The sequence below is a fragment of the Curtobacterium sp. TC1 genome (assembly GCF_019844075.1).
GTDB lineage: Bacteria > Actinomycetota > Actinomycetes > Actinomycetales > Microbacteriaceae > Curtobacterium.
In genome coordinates, this window is the sequence record NZ_CP081964.1 from 358,478 (window position 1) to 374,404 (window position 15,927).

Below are 15,927 nucleotides of genomic sequence, written 5' to 3' on the forward strand. Positions count from 1 at the left end.
GGCTGTCGGCTGTCCCGTCCGTCTAGTAATCAGCATGCTGACGATCGGTGTACGCTCACCGACGTGTCCCGCTTCCTCCGCATCGTCCTCCCCGCGCTCGTCATCGTGGTCTGGCTCGCGATCGCCTCCGTCGGCGGTCCGTACTTCGGCAAGATCTCCGAGGTGTCGACGAACGACCAGACCTCGTTCCTGCCCGCGTCGGCCGACGCCACGACGGTGCAGGAGCGGTCGTCCGAGTTCCGGCAGGAGTCGGGCGCACCCGCGATCATCGTGCTCGAGCGCGACGGCGGGATGTCGTCGTCCGACCTGTCCGCGGCGAAGGGCCTCGCGACGCAGCTCGGCGACCGCGACGACGTCGAGTCCGTCAGCCCGGTGATCCCGAGTGCGGACGGCGACGCGGTGGAGATCGTCGCGACCCTCACCACGGCAGCCGACACCGGCGACGCCGTCGAGGCGATCCGCACCGACGTCCAGGACGCCCTGCCCGCCGGTGTGAGCGGCCACGTCACCGGACCAGCCGGGTTCACCGCCGACCTGACCGAGGCGTTCGCCGGCATCGACGGCCTGCTGCTCGGGGTCGCGCTCGCCGCGGTGTTCGTGATCCTGATCGTCGTCTACCGCTCACCACTGCTGCCGATCCTCGTGCTCGGCACCGCGACGTTCGCACTGTGCGCCTCGATCCTGGTGGTGTGGTGGCTCGCGAAGGCCGGGATCGTCACCGTGAACGGCCAGGTGCAGGGGATCCTGTCGATCCTGGTGATCGGTGCGGCGACGGACTACGCCCTGCTCTACACGGCGCGCTTCCGCGAGGCGCTGCGCGACCACCGCACCGGCTGGGGCGCGACGAAGGCGGCCATGCGGGGGAGCCTCGAACCGATCCTGGCCTCCGGCGGCACCGTCATCGTGGGCGTGCTCTGCCTGCTGCTCTCCGACCTCAACTCGAACAAGGCGCTCGGTCCGGTCGCGGCGATCGGCATCGCGTTCAGCCTGCTCGCCGCCCTGTCGCTCCTGCCCGCACTGCTGCTCGCGTTCCGTCGAGCGGCGTTCTGGCCGCTGCGTCCCGCGTACGGCAGCGCCCACCCGGTGCTCACCGGTCCGGAGGCCCGCGGCGTCTGGGCCCGGGTCGGTCGGCTCGTCGCCAAGCGCTCCCGGGTCGTGTGGATCGTCTGCACGGTGGGCCTGGTCGCGATGGGCACGGGCCTGGTCGGGCTCAAGGCCGACGGGGTCCCGCAGAGCGACCTCGTCATCGGGGCGTCGCAGGCACGCGACGGGCAGGACGTCCTCGCCGACCACTTCCCGGGCGGCTCCGGCAGCCCGGCGCAGGTCATCGGGTCGGAGCGTGACCTCGCCGCCCTCGTCGACGCCGTCACGGCGGTCGACGGTGTCGACGGGGTCGTCGCCGCCGCGAAGGACACCCCGTCCGGCACCGTGCCCGTGACGAGCGACACGAGTTCCGCCGGCGGCGTCGCCGCCGAGCCCACCGTCTCGCGCGGGGACGTGCTGCTCGAGGCCACGTTGTCCGACCCAGCCGACTCCGACGCGGCCGAGCAGACGGTCCGTGACCTCCGCACCGCCGTCGAACGGGTCGATCCCGACGCGGTCGTCGGCGGCGTCACCGCGACCGCCGTCGACACGAACGACACCGGGATCCGTGACCGCACGCTGATCATCCCCGTGGTGCTGGTCGTGATCCTGCTCATCCTGATGCTCCTGCTCCGCAGCATCGTCGCCCCGCTCGTGCTGATCGGCAGTGTGATCGTGTCGTTCGCCGCAGCCCTCGGCGTCGGGGCGCTCGTCTTCGACCACGTGTTCCACTTCCCCGGTGCGGACCCGAGCGTGCCGCTCTACTCGTTCGTGTTCCTCGTCGCGCTCGGGGTGGACTACAACATCTTCCTCATGACGCGGGTGCGGGAAGAGGCGCTGCGGCACGGCCCGCACGAGGGGGTCCTGCGAGGACTCGGCGTCACCGGCCGGGTCATCACCTCGGCTGGCGTGGTGCTCGCGGCGACGTTCGCGGCCCTCGGCGTCATCCCGATCCTCTTCCTCGTGCAGATCGCGTTCGTGGTGGCCTTCGGCGTCCTGCTCGACACGATCGTCGTCCGTTCGCTGCTCGTGCCGGCGCTCGCGTACGACGTCGGGCGGCGGGCCTGGTGGCCGTCGCGCCTCTCGCGCGCGAACCATGACATGTGACACGCTGGGTGCATGCCAGTTCCTTCGACGCAGCCCGCCGCCGAGCGCAAGCTCCTCCGTGACACCGTGCAGGACAAGATCCGCGACGCGATCATGGACGGCACGCTGGAACCCGGCGAACGGCTCAACGACGACGACCTGATCGCGTGGCTCGGGGTCTCACGCACCCCGATCCGCGAAGCGCTCGCGGAACTCGCCCGCGCCGGCCTGATCGAGATGGCGCCGAACCGCTACACCCGCGTGGCGGCCCCGACGAAGGACGAGCTCCTCGACGCCTACCGCACGCTCGGCGTCATCTACGGCGGCGTCGTGCGCCTGGCCGTGCCCAACTTCACCGAGCCGCAGCGCAAGAAGATCGTGAAGATGCTCGACGACGTCATCGCGCGGGTCGGTGCCGACGAGCAGGACCAGGTCGCCCGCGATGGCGCGGACATCTACTCGCAGTGGGCGGACGCCTGCGGCAACCCGTCGCTCGTGCAGCTCTGCCGATCGACCACCGATGGGCTGTCCTTCAAGCTCCGGGTCCCCGAGCTCGCCGAGCTGGTGCCGGCCGCGGTGGTCCTGCCCGAGATCGAGAAGCTCAAGGCCGCCGTCCTGGCGAAGGACCCGATCGCGGCAGAGCTCGCGATGGAGGCCATCCACCTGCTGCCGTCGCGCGCGTAGCGCCCCGTCGCCCAGCGCGACCAGGAGACGGACGGGAGGCCCGTGGCGATCCCGCCACGGGCCTCCCGTCCGCCGTCACGCGCGTCTCGAGCCGCGACGCGGTCGCAGGGGCTGTGGAGTGACCTTCCAGGCGGATTCCATGTCCCCTGCGCGCGCTGCGGTTATGGTTTCCCGGTGAGCAACGAACCCGAGCAGACGACGGAGCCCGCGCGCCGCGGTGCCGTGACGCCGCGCCACGGGCGCCAGAAGCGACGAGCGGGAGTGGTGTTCCCGGCGATCGCGGGCGTGCTGACCATGGCTGTCGTGTTGAGCGTCGGGTACACGGCGTACGCGTACAACCAGCTGTCCGGCGGGGTCACGATCGTCAACGCGATCACCGGCAAGAAGGACACGAAGGACGACGTCGACGGCAAGGCGCAGAACATCCTGCTCGTCGGTGACGACCACCGGCCGGACAACGCCACCCCCGAGCAGATGGCGGAACTCAGCACGACGTCGGACGGCGGTGCGACCAACACCGACACGATGATCGTCCTGCACATCAACGCCGACGGCTCGCAGGCGACGATGATCTCGTTCCCGCGTGACTCGTACGTCGACATCCCGGACGTGGGCAAGGGCAAGCTCAACAGTGCCTTCTACTACGGCACGCTCAACGGTGGCGGCGACACCGGTGGTGCGAAGATGCTCATCAAGACCATCGAGAACCTGAGTGGTCTGCAGATCGACCACTACGTCCGTGTCTCGCTGCTCGGCTTCTACCAGGTCGTCAAGGAGCTCGGGCCGGTCGAGGTCTGCCTGAACCAGGCGACCAACGACCCGTACTCCGGCGTCGACCTGCCGGCCGGCAAGTCCTCGCTGAACGCGAAGGAAGCCCTGTCCTTCGTCCGTCAGCGCCACGGCCTGCCGAACGGCGACCTCGACCGCAACGTCCGGCAGCAGTACTTCCTGTCGCAGGAGGCCCGGAAGGTCACCTCCGCCGGCACGCTGCTCAACCCGGTCAAGATGGGGAACATCCTCAAGGCCGTCGGGGGGTCGATCCAGACCGACACGAACCTGATCGACCTCGCCTCGCAGATGCGCAACCTGCGACCCGCGAACATCCAGTCGGCCACGATCCCGACCCTCGGCACGCCGACCGTCTACGTCAACGGTTCGGCGCTGTCCATCGTCGAGGTCGACACCGTCGGGCTGCCGGCCTTCGTGCAGGGCCTGGTCGGCGAGCCGGAGGCCTACGCCAAGGCCGGTCGCGCCCAGCCGGCGAACACCTCGGTCACCGTGCTGAACGGCAGCGGTGTCGAGGGTGCCGCGACCACGGCCGGTCAGGTCCTGACCAGCCGCGGGTTCCAGGTCGCACCGGCCGGTTCCTCCGCCACCACGAAGGTCACGCAGGTGCAGTACCCGGCCGGGCAGGAGTCACAGGCGAAGGCGATCGCGGCGGCCGTGCCCGGTGCCGTCGCCGTCCGCACCAGCGCGGTCACCGGTGTCACGCTCGTGCTCGGCACCGACGGCAAGACCGCGAAGCCCGCGAGCGAGCCGAGCGCGACCGCCTCGAAGCCCGCCAGCACCGGCTCCGGGTCGAAGCCGACCAAGCAGGCGACGAAGGAGCCCGCGCCGAAGTCGACCGACGTGCACAACTACGGCACCGAGGGCACCTGCATCAACTGAGGCCACGGCCGGGACGCCCTCGCTAGGTTCGAGGGGTGAGCAACGCAGCGCGTCCGATCGTCCTGATGACCTACAACATCAAGAACCCGGACCCGGAGCACGACTGGCCGGCCCGGCTCCCCGTCCTGCTCGACGTCATCCGACGGCACGACCCCGACCTGGTGTGCGTGCAAGAGGCGTTCGCGCACCAGCTCGACGACCTGCGTGCCGGCCTGCCGGACCACGCGGACGTCGGACAGGGCCGCGAGGGCGGCACCGCTGGCGAGCACCCGGCGGTGTTCTACCGTCGCGACCGGTTCCGGCCGACCGACGAGGGCTCGTTCTGGCTGTCGGACACCCCGGACGAACCGGTCTCGAACACGTGGGACAGCCTGTACCCGCGCATCGCGAACCACGCGGTGTTCCTGGACACCGACGGCCCGGCCGTCACGGTGCTCACCACGCACCTGGACCACGAGCCGGGCGAGCACGGTGACGAGGTGCGCGGCAAGAGCGCGGCGCTGATCGTCGAACGGCTCGCGCGGGAGACCGGTCCCGTCGTCTTCGCCGGGGACTGCAACGAGCCGGCCGGCGCCGGCCCCGCCTCACGGGTCTTCGCCGAGGCCGGGTTCGACGACACCTGGCTGCTCGCGGGCGACCCGGAGGACCGGACCGCGTCGTTCAACGACTGGCAGCCACCGGTCGACACCGCGGAACGCATCGACTGGGTGCTGACCCGCGGCGTCTCCGGCGTCGATCGCGTCGTCATCGACCACGACGGTCCGGAGACGTGGTTCGCCAGCGATCACTTCCCGGTGATCGCGACGATCCGCGTGTGAGTCAGCAGCTCCGCTGCGCGTGCACGGGCATCGGGGATCCGAGCACCGTGACCGTGGTCTCGTCCGTCAGCGCCGAGACCCCGTTGGTGCCGGCGGAGTCGGCCGGGTGGTCGTCGCCGGAGGTGTCGTCGGCCCAGCCCTCGCGCAGCAGCAGCTGCCACGCGCGCGAGTCGTCCGAACCGTAGGACACCCGCTCGGAGCGGGGAGCGTCGGCGATCTCGTCGGCGATGTCGTCGCCGACCTGCACGCCGTCGGGGCCGGTCAGCTCGATCCGTGCACCGAGTCGGCTGCGGACCTGGTCGCGCAGGACGCGGATCTCGACGGCGTTGCCCGCGCGCGCCTCGGTGGTCAGGGCCGCGACCCGGATCGCACCGCCCCACGTGGACGTGGTGCCGGCCGGGAAGCACGCGCCGCCGACGCCTTCGGCGGTCTGGGTGCGTGTCGGGGTGCCGAGCAGGCGGTCGAGCAGGCTCACGGTCAACCGGGAGTCGCGCATCGACGACTCGACGACGGTCTTCCCGCCGTTGCGGAGCACCAGGGACTCGGCGTCGAGCTCGATCGAGTCGACCCGACGGAGCTTCGCGTTCGACACGTGCACCGGAGCGGCGTCGTGTGTGGTCTCGGCGGCCACGGCCGCATCGGTACCGATCCCGGTGGTGCCGTCGAACGCGAGCGCGCCGGCCGAGAAGGCGAGCACGGCAGCGCCGAGCGCCAACAGGGTCCGAGGAGTCACCGTTCGACGGTACGACCCCGACCCGTCCAGAACGACAGGTGTTACCGAATCGGGTCCTGGCCGTCACCGGACCGTGACAATCGAGGAAGACGCAGGTGCGGCCCTGGACCGGTGGGGCCGGCGGACGTCAGCCGGTCCGCCCGCCGGGGGACAGCCTCCTGGACGGCCCGTGGTGCGCCCCTGCGTACCGTCGGCGGCATGACGGACCAGCAGAACGACCAGGCAGGGCTCGACCAGGCAGCGCTCGACCAGTACTCCATGCAGGACCCGACGAAGATGTACGCCGACAAGAAGCCGGACGAGCAGTACCTCGAGGGTGCCGGTACCGACGCCGAGATGGCGGAGAACGTCCCCGCCGACCACGGCGAGGACACCTACCGCGGCTCCGGCCGACTCGCGGGCCGCAAGGCACTCGTCACCGGTGGCGACTCCGGCATCGGCGCAGCGGTCGCCATCGCCTACGCACGCGAGGGCGCCGACGTCGCGATCTCGTACCTGCCCGAGGAGCAGGAGGACGCCGACCGCATCGTCGCGCTCATCGAGGCCGCCGGCCGCAAGGCGGTCGCACTGCCCGGCGACATCACGTCCCTCGCGGTGTGCGAGCAGATCGTCGCCGACACCGTGGCGCAGCTCGGCGGGATCGACATCCTCGTGAACAACGCGGGCAAGCAGCAGAACGTCGACGACATCACGAAGATCTCCGACGAGGAGTTCGACGAGACCTTCAAGACGAACGCCTACGCGACCTTCCGGATCACCAAGGCCGCCGTGCCGCACCTGCAGCCGGGCTCCACGATCATCAACACGACGTCGATCCAGGCCTACGCGCCGTCGCCGCACCTGGTGCACTACGCGGCCACGAAGGCGACCGTGAACAACCTGGCGAAGGGCCTGGCGGCGCAGCTCGCGCCCAAGGGCATCCGCGTCAACGCCGTCGCACCGGGGCCGATCTGGACCCCGCTGCAGCCGGCCGGTGGCCAGCCGCCCGAGGCGCTGCCGTCCGCCGGAGAGCAGACCTACCTCGGCCGCTGGGGGCAGCCCGCCGAGCTCGCGCCGGCCTACGTGTTCCTGGCCAGCGGTGAGTCGTCCTACGTCGTGGGTGAGACGCTGCACGTCGACGGCGGGATGCCGACGCCGTAACGCGTCGCTGACGGGCTGACGGGAGGCGCGGTGCCGGTGGGTACCGCGCCTCCCGTCGTCCGTGTGGTCGGGTCCACGGCGCCTGGTCGCGTCAGCAGGTGACGGCGCGCGCCATCTTCTCGAGGAGCTCCCGCGCGGAGAGCGCGGCGGCGAGTTCGACCTCGACCGGGTTGATGCCGATCGCGTGCTCGAACGCGCGTCGGCGTGCCTGGTCGACGATCGGGACCTCGGGGCGTTGCGGCAGCACCGCGATGGCCCGTGCGGCGGCGTCGAACGCGCCGGTGGGGCGGCCGAGCTGCTCCCACATCGCGCGGACGTCGTGCGCGACCTGTTCCGGGTCGCCGCCGAACTCGAAGCCGGCCGAGGCCATCGTCGCGAGTCCCTGTGCGGTGGGGTCGTTCGGGGTCATGCCCGGCATGGTCACACGGATCCGTGCGAACCCGCTGGGCGTCGCTCCCGTGTCCCCCCATGTGCCGACACCCGTACCGGGGATTCTGTTGTGGCCCGTTCTGCGTTTGGATGGACGTGCCCCGGCGTCGGGGCGACCCCGGACAGGACGTCCGTGGAACGACGGAGGGCACGATGCTCGAACACACCAGCGCCGACACGCAGGCCGCAGCGGCCGCGGCGGCGACCCTGCACCTCCGGATCACGATCGTGGGGGCCACCGTCGACCTGCTCCGCGACGTCCCCTTCCACGAAGCACGCGCCGTGCAGGTCGCCGAACGGATGGGCATCTCCGTCGAGGAGCTCGAGCAGCACTTCCCGTCCTGGGACGGCCTGGTGCTCGCCGCCGTCGACCGCTGGAACGGTGGCCGGATGGACGAGGTCACCCGGGAGGTCGGCGACGGCTCGACCGTCGAGCTCCTGCGCGCGATCGTCGCGTCGAACGCCGAGGACCCCGCGCTCATGCGCCTGCTGGTCGCGCTGCTGTCCGTCGCGGGCAACCCCGAGCACCCGATGGCGACGTACCTGCGGTCGCGGTACCAGCTCTTCTACGCCCAGGTGAAGCGCGGGCTCGAGCGCGACATCGCCGTCGGTCGCGCACCGCACACGATGGATCCCCGTCGCGGCGCCGAACAGCTCATCGCGCTGTACGAGGGGCTGCAGCTGCAGGCCCTGCTCCGCTCGGATCTCGACCTCGTCGCGGCGTTCGACCGTGCGGTGGCCCGTCTCGAGCGCGGCTGGATGGAACGCTACGAACCGCACGCCGCACGCCGGCACGCCACGTGGAGCGACGGCGACGACGGCAGCTGGGACATCTGACCCGACCGTCAGCGCCCGTCGGACCCCGACCGCGACCCGCGCGGCACCGAGCCGTCGCCGGGGTCGTACCCGGTGTCCCGGATGACCCGGAGCGCCGTCGTGTCGTTGTGCACCGAGTGCACGACGACCCGGCGGGTCCGACGGAGCGCCCGGCGCGCGCCCGGTGTCGCGAACAGGCCGCCGAGCACGAGCCCGGCGCCGATCCCGAGTGCCACGGAGACCGCCGCCACGAAGTCGAGGGCCGCGCTCGACGACCCCGACATGAAGTTCAGCAGCGCGTTCGACACCGCGACACCGGGCAGCAGCGCCCCGCAGAACGCCGGCACCGCGATCGCCGCGACCGCCGTCCGCATCCGTGCCGCCGCGTAGGTCGAGAGCACACCCAGCAGGACGGCGGCCAGGAACGTCGCGCCGAGCAGCGGCAGGCCCAACTGCCGCAGCCCCCACAGCGAGGCACCGGCGGCCACCGAGAACACCACGGCGACGGGGATCACCCGCGCACTGGCCTGCTGCACGAAGCAGTTCGCCCCGGCCGACACCACGGTGAGCGAGAGCGAGGCCCACAGCGGCAGCGCCTGGGTGACGATGCCGGACGGGTCGACCTCGAGGTGCAGCCACTTCGTCATCGCGATCCCCGCCGGCACCCCCACCACGATCGCGGCGATGACCAGCCCGATGTAGAACGCACGGGCGACCGCCATCGCCCGGAAGCCGGAGATCGCGTCCTGGGCCCAGGTCACGAGCGAGACGTGCGGCAGGAGCAGCACCACCAGCGCGGCGACCATGGTGGCGGCCCCCGCCGGGTGCAGCACGCCCGCACCGATCGCCAGGGTGCCGATCACGGACGCGACCGCCCCCTGGGCCCCGGACACGAAGAACTGCGGGTAGCCACGGCCCGTCAGCCAGCGCCCGGACAGGATGATCCCGAACATCAGCACGAACGCCCCGATGCCCGCTCGCCACCCGCCACCGGCCTGCATCGCGATCGAGGTCCCCAGGATCGAGAGCCCCACGTCGGCGAGCCACGTCGGCCAGCGCGGTGGCATCCGCAGCACCGCGACGAGGGCGCTCACGGCCGAGGTCATGTCGCGCTCGTCGTGGACCAGGTCGTCGACGATCTGGTTCGCGCGCGCCAAGCGGTCCAGGTCGGAGCCGTCGGAACTCACTGTCCGGACCTTCACGAGCGGCGGGATGTCGGCCGGCGCGTACTGGATCGTCACCGAACTGCCGGAGAAGTCGAGGTCGAGCGGCGCCAGGTTCCACTTCGTCGACACCGCGACGACGGCCGTCTCGACGCTGCGGGTGTCGGCACCGGAGGCGAGCATCACCTCGGCCAGGTCGAGGCAGAAGTCGACGATCTGCGTCGCCGTGTACTGATCGCGCCCCTTCGCGTCGGGCTCCACGTGCTCGTAGATCGTCCCGCGCAGGCGGGCCCGCGCATCGCGCAGGTCGTGCTGCGCGAGACTGCGGCGACGTGGCCGGGGTGGGCGGCCCGGCTTGTGCGGGCCCGGGTGGTGCTGCTCGGCCATCCCGCCATGGTGCCAGTCCGCGGACCCCGAGTCCTGAGGTCCGCTGGACGCGCTCGGATCAGCTCCGGCGGCGCACGCTGAGCCGGCCGAGTGCGAACGCCGCGACGACCGCGCCCACCAGCACGAGGACCGGTCCCACCGTTGCCTGCCAGGGGCGGCTCCCCGCGACGAAGGCGTAGTCGGCCTCCGGTGCGAAGGAGGCGAAGCCGAACGTGGACGGCGGGGTGAGCAGGTTCAGGAGGATGCCGGCGGCGACGCCGGCCAGGCCGACCCAGAGGGTCACGTGGGTCCAGGTCGCGCGACGCATGGTGCCAGCGTACGTGCCGGCGGACGGGAGGCCCGGTGCCAGCTGGCACCGGGCCTCCCGTCCGTCACGTGGTGACGTCGCCTGCGTCGCTCGCCTACTGCTCGAACGTCGCGTCGAGCGTGATGTCGACGCCGGTGAGTGCCTTGCTGACGGGGCACGTGGCCTTGGCGTCCTCGGCGGCCTTCAGGAAGGTCGCCTCGTCGATGCCGGTGACCTCGCCGTGCACGGTCAGGGCGATGCCGGTGAGCTTGAAGCCGCCGGCCGAATCCGGGCCGAGCGAGACGTCGGCCTTGACGTCGAGGGCCTCGACCGTGCCGCCGGCCTCGCCGAGGACGGCCGAGAACTGCATGGCGTAGCAGGCCGAGTGTGCGGCCGCGATGAGCTCCTCGGGGCTGGTGCTGCCACCGGCCTCGTCAGCGGCGCGCTTCGGGAACGAGACGTCGTAGGTGCCGACCTTCGAGCTGGAGAGCTCGACCTGACCGGAACCGTCGTTGAGCCCGCCGTTCCAGGCGGTGCGTGCGGTGCGCGTGGGCATGGCCGCTCCTTTCGTGTGGGGGATCGGTCCCGAGCGGGACCGTCGCCGTCGAGTCAAGCGGAGAACGCGCGTTCTCGCAACCGGCTCACGGCGAAGACGCAGGGTTCGCCGGTGGTCCGCGCGTACTTGGTGCGTTCGGGCGTACCTGGTCGGAACTTCCTGGCAGGTACGCCCGACCCTTCGTACCATCGCGGGCGCTCTGGGAAGAACCGAACTCCGGAGGCTGGGCGACAGGTGTCGTGTTAAACGACAGGTGTAGCCTGAATGGCGTTCAAAGGAGACCCACCATGCGCGCCGTCGTGTTCGAGCAGTACCAGACCTTCCCGTCCCTCACGGACGTCCCCAAGCCCACGCCGGGCCCGGGGGAGGTGCTCCTCAAGGTCGCCGGTGCCGGTGCGTGCCACTCGGACGTCGCCGTGTACCGCGAGTTCCAGGAGGGGCAGCCGGGCGCGCAGTCCCCGTCGTTCGTCCTCGGCCACGAGAACTCCGGCTGGGTCGAGGCCGTCGGCGACGGGGTGACCGGGTTCACCGAGGGGGACGCCTACCTGGTCTACGGGCCGGTCGGCTGCGGGCACTGCTCGTACTGCTCGAAGGGGCAGGACACCTACTGCGAGAACGCCGCGACGAACCCGTACATGGGCATCGGTCTCGGGCGGGACGGCGGCATGGCGGAGTACGTGAGCGTCCCCGCCCGCAACCTCGTGCCGCTCGGCGACGCCGACCCGATCGCCGCCGCACCGCTCAGCGACGCCGCGCTCACGCCGTACCACGCGATCAAGAACTCCCTGCCGAACCTGGCGGGTGGCGGTCGCTTCGCCCTCGTCGTCGGGCTCGGCGGCCTCGGGCAGATCGCCGTGCAGATCCTCACCGCGCTCACCGGCGCCACGGTCATCGCCACGGACATGAAGCAGGACGCCATGGACCGCGCTGCCGCCCGGGGCGCGATCACCGTCCCCGGAGGACCGGACCAGGCCGCCGCGATCCGCGAGATCACCGGCGGTCGTGGCGTCGACGCCGCGTTCGACTTCGTCGGTGCCACCCCCACGATCAAGGTCGCGCAGGCCTCGATGGCGGTCGGTGGCCGGTTCACCGTCGTCGGGATCGCCGGCGGTACCACCGAGTGGAACTTCTTCGCGACGCCGTACGAGTCGACGATCACGAACACCTACTGGGGCACGATCGAGGACCTGCACGAGGTCGTCGCGATGTACCGCGCCGGGCAGATCGTCCCCGACGTCGAGCGCTACGCGCTGTCGGACGCCCTCGAGGCGTACCGAAAGCTCGAGGCCGGCGAGCTCTCGGGCCGCGCGGTCGTCGTCCCGACGCTCTGACCACGGGTCGTCTCGCGGCGTACCTGGTCGAATCGGGCGTACCTGGTCGGAAGTTCTGACCAGGTACGCCCGATTCCGCTTTCCAGCGCGGGTGTCCTGGGAAGGAACGAGCGCGGGTCAGCGGCCGGCGGCGTAGCCCTGCGCACCGCGGGGGTTCGCCGCGGCGCCGAGCACACCCGTCGCCGGGTCCCGCGTCACGCACGTCAGACGGCCGAGGCTCCAGTCGCCGGCGCGGGTGACGACGTGACCGCGTGCCTCGAGTTCCGCGATGACGTCGTCGCCGAGCCGGTCCTCGACCACGAGCCCGGCCGGTTCCCACGTGCGCGGCCAGAACGACCCCGGGAACGACGTCGTGTGCAGCGCCGGGGCGTCGATCGCCTGCTGCGGGGTGTACCCACCGACGATCCACCGCAGCAGGAACAGCAGCTGCCACTGGTCCTGCTGGTCGCCGCCGGGTGAACCGAGCGCCGCCACCGGCACGCCGTCACGGAGCACCAGGGTCGGCGTCAGCGTCGTGCGGGGCCGCTCGCCGGGGCGCAGGGTCGATGCCGTGCCCGGCTCGAGCCAGGTCATCTGCAGCCGTGTACCCAGGCAGAACCCGAGCTCGGGGATCGTCGGCGACGACTGCAACCAGCCGCCGGACGGCGTCGCGCTGACGATGTTGCCCCAGCGGTCCACGACGTCGATGTGGCAGGTGTCGCCCCGGGTATCACCGTCCGGGGCCACGAACGGCTCGCCGCGGTCCTCGACGGGGACGACGGGGGTGGCCGGCGCGCGGTCGGCGTCCCGCGCGACCTGCACCGTGGGTTCGCCGAGACCCGCGCCGCCGCCGGAGGAGTACGACGTCCGGACCGGCGGCAGCGCGTGCTCGACGCCAGCGACCGAGCCCGGTCGCAGCTCGGCCGATGCCCGCTCGCCGATCAGCGCACGCCGCTCGTCGGTGTACGCGTCGGACAGCAGCACGTCGAGCGGGACGTCGCCGTCGCCGTAGAACGCCTCGCGGTCGGCCAGCGCGAGCTTCTGCGCCTCGACGACGGTGTGTGCGCCGACCGACGTCGACGGGTCGAGCAGTGCGTCGTCGAGCGGTTCGAGCAGCCGCAGCGTCTGCAGCAGCGCCGGCCCCTGGCCCCACGGCCCGGTCTTCGCGATCGTGCAGCCGCGGAACTCCGCCGTCGCCGCGGGCTCGTACGACGCCCGGAACGCCGCCAGGTCCGACGCGCGGATGACCCCGGCGTGGTCGGTGCCCGACGCGTGTCGGTGCGGCTCCCGCACGAAGCGGTCGATCGCCTCGGCGACGAAGCCCTCGGCCCACTCGCTCCGTGCGGCGTCGATGCGCGCGGTCCGACTGCCGGAGCCGTCACCGGCGTCGATGAGCCGGTCGAGCACTGCGGCCAGCGCCTCGTTGCGCACCAGGTCCCCGGGGACCGGCACCGTGCCTCCCGGCAGCCACTGTGCGGCGGACGTGGGCCAGTGGTCACGGAACAGGTCCTGCACGGCGGTGATCGTCCGGACCACCCCGGCTGCGATCGGGTGGCCGTCACGGGCGTAGCCGATCGCCGGCGCGAGGACGTCCGCGAGCTCCCACGTGCCGTGGTCACGGAGCAGCAGGAGCCACGCGTCGACGGCACCCGGGACGGTGGCGGCGAGCGCGCCGGAGCCGGGGACGAGCTCGAGACCCTCGGCGCGGTAGTGCTCGGGCGTCGCGCCCGCCGGTGCCGGGCCCTGCCCGACGAGCACGACCGGGGTCGGGTCCGACGCCGTCGCGAACACCGCCGTCAGGTCGCCGCCCGGACCGTTCAGGTGCGGCTCGACCACGTGCAGGACGAAGGCCCCGGCGACGGCCGCGTCGAAGGCGTTGCCCCCGCGCTCGAGCACCGACTGCGCGGTGGCGGTCGCGATCCAGTGCGTCGCGGCCGCCATGCCGAACGTGCCCTGGAGGTCCGGGCGCGAGGTCTGCGTGGCGGGCGGGACGAAGGCGGGGTTCGGCGTCGGCATGCACCCATCCTCTCCCCGGGGCTCGCTGCTCAGCCCAGGGCCACGACGACCCCCGCTGCCACGAGCAGTGCGACGTACCCCCAGGCGTGCACGACCTCGGGCAGGTGCGGCGGGCGACGTCGGAGCAGCACGATGACCGGCATCGCGCCGACCAGCAGGGCCACGGCTGCCCGGACGTCGACGGCGCCGACGAGCCCCGCGGCGTGCGGGACGACCGCCGGCAGCAGCATGGTCACGGCGGCGGCAGGCAGCGTGATCGCCAGCGTGAGGGGGTTCGCCAGAGTGGTCGCCGACGTCATGGTGGCACCGGCACGGCGCAGCATCGGGACCGTCATCACGCTGCCGCCGACCCCGAGGAACGCCGCGACCGCACCGATCGGGAGGCCCGTGGCGGTCGGCACGCCGGTGCGGGTCGGTCCGTGGTCGCGTCCACCGCCGCGGGTCGCGACGGCGCGATCCTTCGCCGAGCTGCGCAGGAACCCCGGGCGCAGGAGCAGGTCGGCGACCGTGACCCCGAGGTAGGCGACGAAGCCCCAGCGCAGGAGCGCGTCCGGGGCCCCTCGTGCGGCGAGCACCCCGACCGCGCCGCCGACCCCGAGCAGGACGAACAGCGACGAACGACCCCGGAGCGGTGCGAGCGCGCCGCGCCGGGCCGAGACGGTGGCCACGGCGGCGTTCACGAGCATCACGAGGGCCGAGGTCGCCGTGGCCACCCGGACGGCGTCGCCACCGAGGGTTGCGTCGGCGACGGTGATGATCGGCACGGTGACGAACCCACCCCCGAACCCGAACAGGACGGTGGTGACCCCGACCAGGACCCCGATGACCACGAGCACGATGAACGACATGCCTCCATCCCAGCGGGGATCACCACGGCGGACGATCGGGTGTGCGGCACGTTCCTTCGAGACCTAGCCTCGTCGTGTGCGCAACGTCCCGGTCTCCGAGTTCGACCACCAGCCGTTCGACGTCCTGCCGATCGGCACCGACTACCCGCCGGACCACCTGCTCGCCCGGCACGAGCACCGACGGGCGCAGCTGCTCTACGGCGCGAGCGGCGTCATGCTCGTCGAGACCGACGACGGCTCGTGGACCGTGCCGACCGACCGGGCCGTGCTCATCCCACCCGGGGTGCCCCACGAGGTCCGGATGCTCGACGTCAGCACCTGGAGCCTGTACGTCGAGCCGGACGCCGTGCCCTGGTGGCCGAGCCGGTGCGCCGTCGTCGAGGTCGGGCCCCTGCTGCGAGAGGTGCTGCGCGCCGCCAACGCCCTCGACGTGCCGTACGACGACGGCGGCCGGGACGGCACCCTCGTCCGGCTCGCCCTGCACGAGCTGCAGCGCGTCGCACCGATCCCGCTGAGCATCTCGCTGCCGCCACGGGGCGTCCTGCGCGACCTGTGTCGGGCGTACCTGGCCGAGCCCGACGTCCACGTGACGAACGCCGACTGGGCGCGTGCGGTGGCCGTCTCGGAACGCACCCTCGACCGCCACTTCCGTGCGGCCACGGGGGTGGGGCCCGCGAGCTGGCGGGTGCGTGCGCGACTGTTGTCGAGCCTCCCGGCCCTGCGACGCGGCACCGTGACGGAGGTGGCGGGCCGACTCGGCTACGCCACCCCTGCTGCGTTCACCGCCGCCTTCTCGAAGGCGTTCGGGGCCCCGCCGTCCCGGTTCCGGTGAGGCCTTGCGCCCCCGCGGGAGGGCGCGCATACTGAACGCAGCGGTTAATTAACCGTCTGGTTCACCGAGGAG

15 protein-coding genes are annotated in these 15,927 nt (G+C 72.1%); 8 read left to right on the plus strand and 7 right to left on the minus strand.

Annotated features, from left to right (window positions below):
- Positions 1 to 63: 63 nt before the first annotated feature.
- The 4 genes from KZI27_RS02835 (at position 64) to KZI27_RS02850 (ending at position 5,339) form a co-directional block, all read left to right on the plus strand.
- Positions 64 to 2,190, plus strand: coding sequence for an MMPL family transporter (locus KZI27_RS02835; RefSeq protein WP_222659234.1), 2,127 nt, complete (start codon positions 64 to 66; stop codon positions 2,188 to 2,190).
- Positions 2,191 to 2,202: 12 nt separating this feature from the next.
- The gene (locus tag KZI27_RS02840) at positions 2,203 to 2,853 is read left to right on the plus strand and encodes a GntR family transcriptional regulator (RefSeq protein ID WP_222659235.1); all 651 of its coding nucleotides are present in this window, start codon (positions 2,203 to 2,205) and stop codon (positions 2,851 to 2,853) included.
- Between the two features lie 174 nt (positions 2,854 to 3,027).
- Positions 3,028 to 4,521, plus strand: a complete 1,494-nt coding sequence (locus KZI27_RS02845; protein ID WP_222659236.1) for an LCP family protein — start codon at positions 3,028 to 3,030, stop codon at positions 4,519 to 4,521.
- A 35-nt stretch (positions 4,522 to 4,556) separates the two neighbouring features.
- Positions 4,557 to 5,339 carry an endonuclease/exonuclease/phosphatase family protein gene (locus tag KZI27_RS02850; protein WP_222659237.1) on the plus strand — a complete coding sequence of 261 codons (783 nt, stop codon included), beginning with the start codon at positions 4,557 to 4,559 and terminating at the stop codon, positions 5,337 to 5,339.
- 1 nt (position 5,340) lies between these two features.
- Here KZI27_RS02850 and KZI27_RS02855 read toward each other — a convergent pair whose 3' ends face one another.
- Entirely contained in the window at positions 5,341 to 6,072 is a 732-nt protein-coding gene (locus KZI27_RS02855) for a hypothetical protein (protein ID WP_222659238.1), read from the minus strand.
- Positions 6,073 to 6,270: 198 nt separating this feature from the next.
- Here KZI27_RS02855 and KZI27_RS02860 point away from each other — a divergent pair, with 198 nt between their 5' ends.
- Complete coding sequence (locus KZI27_RS02860) at positions 6,271 to 7,212, plus strand: SDR family oxidoreductase (protein WP_222659239.1); 942 nt, start codon at positions 6,271 to 6,273, stop codon at positions 7,210 to 7,212.
- A gap of 91 nt (positions 7,213 to 7,303) precedes the next feature.
- On the opposite strand, the gene KZI27_RS02865 is transcribed toward KZI27_RS02860, so the two are convergent.
- Positions 7,304 to 7,621, minus strand: a complete 318-nt coding sequence (locus KZI27_RS02865; protein WP_222659240.1) for a hypothetical protein — start codon at positions 7,619 to 7,621, stop codon at positions 7,304 to 7,306.
- Positions 7,622 to 7,794: 173 nt separating this feature from the next.
- On the opposite strand from KZI27_RS02865, the gene KZI27_RS02870 reads away from it, so the two are divergent.
- Positions 7,795 to 8,478, plus strand: a complete 684-nt coding sequence (locus tag KZI27_RS02870) for a TetR/AcrR family transcriptional regulator (RefSeq protein WP_222659241.1) — start codon at positions 7,795 to 7,797, stop codon at positions 8,476 to 8,478.
- An 8-nt stretch (positions 8,479 to 8,486) separates the two neighbouring features.
- On the opposite strand, the gene KZI27_RS02875 is transcribed toward KZI27_RS02870, so the two are convergent.
- The 3 genes from KZI27_RS02875 to KZI27_RS02885 all read right to left on the minus strand — a co-directional run bounded on the left by KZI27_RS02875 (position 8,487) and on the right by KZI27_RS02885 (position 10,849).
- A complete protein-coding gene (locus tag KZI27_RS02875) occupies positions 8,487 to 10,007 on the minus strand; it encodes a threonine/serine exporter ThrE family protein (RefSeq protein ID WP_222659242.1) in 1,521 nt (506 codons plus the stop codon).
- A 58-nt stretch (positions 10,008 to 10,065) separates the two neighbouring features.
- On the minus strand, positions 10,066 to 10,314 hold the full coding sequence (locus KZI27_RS02880; RefSeq protein ID WP_222659243.1) for a hypothetical protein: 249 nt from the start codon (positions 10,312 to 10,314) through the stop codon (positions 10,066 to 10,068).
- 94 nt (positions 10,315 to 10,408) lie between these two features.
- On the minus strand, positions 10,409 to 10,849 hold the full coding sequence (locus tag KZI27_RS02885; RefSeq protein ID WP_111085865.1) for an OsmC family protein: 441 nt from the start codon (positions 10,847 to 10,849) through the stop codon (positions 10,409 to 10,411).
- Between the two features lie 287 nt (positions 10,850 to 11,136).
- Here KZI27_RS02885 and KZI27_RS02890 point away from each other — a divergent pair, with 287 nt between their 5' ends.
- A complete protein-coding gene (locus tag KZI27_RS02890; protein ID WP_222659244.1) occupies positions 11,137 to 12,180 on the plus strand; it encodes an NAD(P)-dependent alcohol dehydrogenase in 1,044 nt (347 codons plus the stop codon).
- Positions 12,181 to 12,297: 117 nt separating this feature from the next.
- Here the strand turns inward: KZI27_RS02890 and KZI27_RS02895 are convergent, their stop codons facing one another.
- Positions 12,298 to 14,100 (minus strand): gamma-glutamyltransferase family protein, encoded by a 1,803-nt coding sequence (locus KZI27_RS02895; protein WP_222661135.1) that lies wholly within the window; start codon positions 14,098 to 14,100, stop codon positions 12,298 to 12,300.
- A 104-nt stretch (positions 14,101 to 14,204) separates the two neighbouring features.
- Positions 14,205 to 15,023, minus strand: a complete 819-nt coding sequence (locus KZI27_RS02900) for a sulfite exporter TauE/SafE family protein (RefSeq protein ID WP_222659245.1) — start codon at positions 15,021 to 15,023, stop codon at positions 14,205 to 14,207.
- A gap of 76 nt (positions 15,024 to 15,099) precedes the next feature.
- Here KZI27_RS02900 and KZI27_RS02905 point away from each other — a divergent pair, with 76 nt between their 5' ends.
- Positions 15,100 to 15,855 (plus strand): AraC family transcriptional regulator, encoded by a 756-nt coding sequence (locus tag KZI27_RS02905; RefSeq protein WP_222659246.1) that lies wholly within the window; start codon positions 15,100 to 15,102, stop codon positions 15,853 to 15,855.
- Positions 15,856 to 15,927: the final 72 nt, after the last annotated feature.

Excerpts from the sequence above, each read along its gene's own strand:
- KZI27_RS02840 (WP_222659235.1), top strand. The coding sequence starts at position 2,203 with ATGCCAGTTCCTTCGACGCAGCCCGCCGCCGAGCGCAAGCTCCTCCGT.
- KZI27_RS02860 (WP_222659239.1), top strand. The coding sequence starts at position 6,271 with ATGACGGACCAGCAGAACGACCAGGCAGGGCTCGACCAGGCAGCGCTC.
- KZI27_RS02865 (WP_222659240.1), bottom strand. The coding sequence starts at position 7,621 with ATGACCCCGAACGACCCCACCGCACAGGGACTCGCGACGATGGCCTCG.
- KZI27_RS02870 (WP_222659241.1), top strand. The coding sequence starts at position 7,795 with ATGCTCGAACACACCAGCGCCGACACGCAGGCCGCAGCGGCCGCGGCG.
- KZI27_RS02875 (WP_222659242.1), bottom strand. The coding sequence starts at position 10,007 with ATGGCCGAGCAGCACCACCCGGGCCCGCACAAGCCGGGCCGCCCACCC.
- KZI27_RS02880 (WP_222659243.1), bottom strand. The coding sequence starts at position 10,314 with ATGCGTCGCGCGACCTGGACCCACGTGACCCTCTGGGTCGGCCTGGCC.
- KZI27_RS02885 (WP_111085865.1), bottom strand. The coding sequence starts at position 10,849 with ATGCCCACGCGCACCGCACGCACCGCCTGGAACGGCGGGCTCAACGAC.
- KZI27_RS02890 (WP_222659244.1), top strand. The coding sequence starts at position 11,137 with ATGCGCGCCGTCGTGTTCGAGCAGTACCAGACCTTCCCGTCCCTCACG.
- KZI27_RS02895 (WP_222661135.1), bottom strand. The coding sequence starts at position 14,100 with ATGGCGGCCGCGACGCACTGGATCGCGACCGCCACCGCGCAGTCGGTG.
- KZI27_RS02900 (WP_222659245.1), bottom strand. The coding sequence starts at position 15,023 with ATGTCGTTCATCGTGCTCGTGGTCATCGGGGTCCTGGTCGGGGTCACC.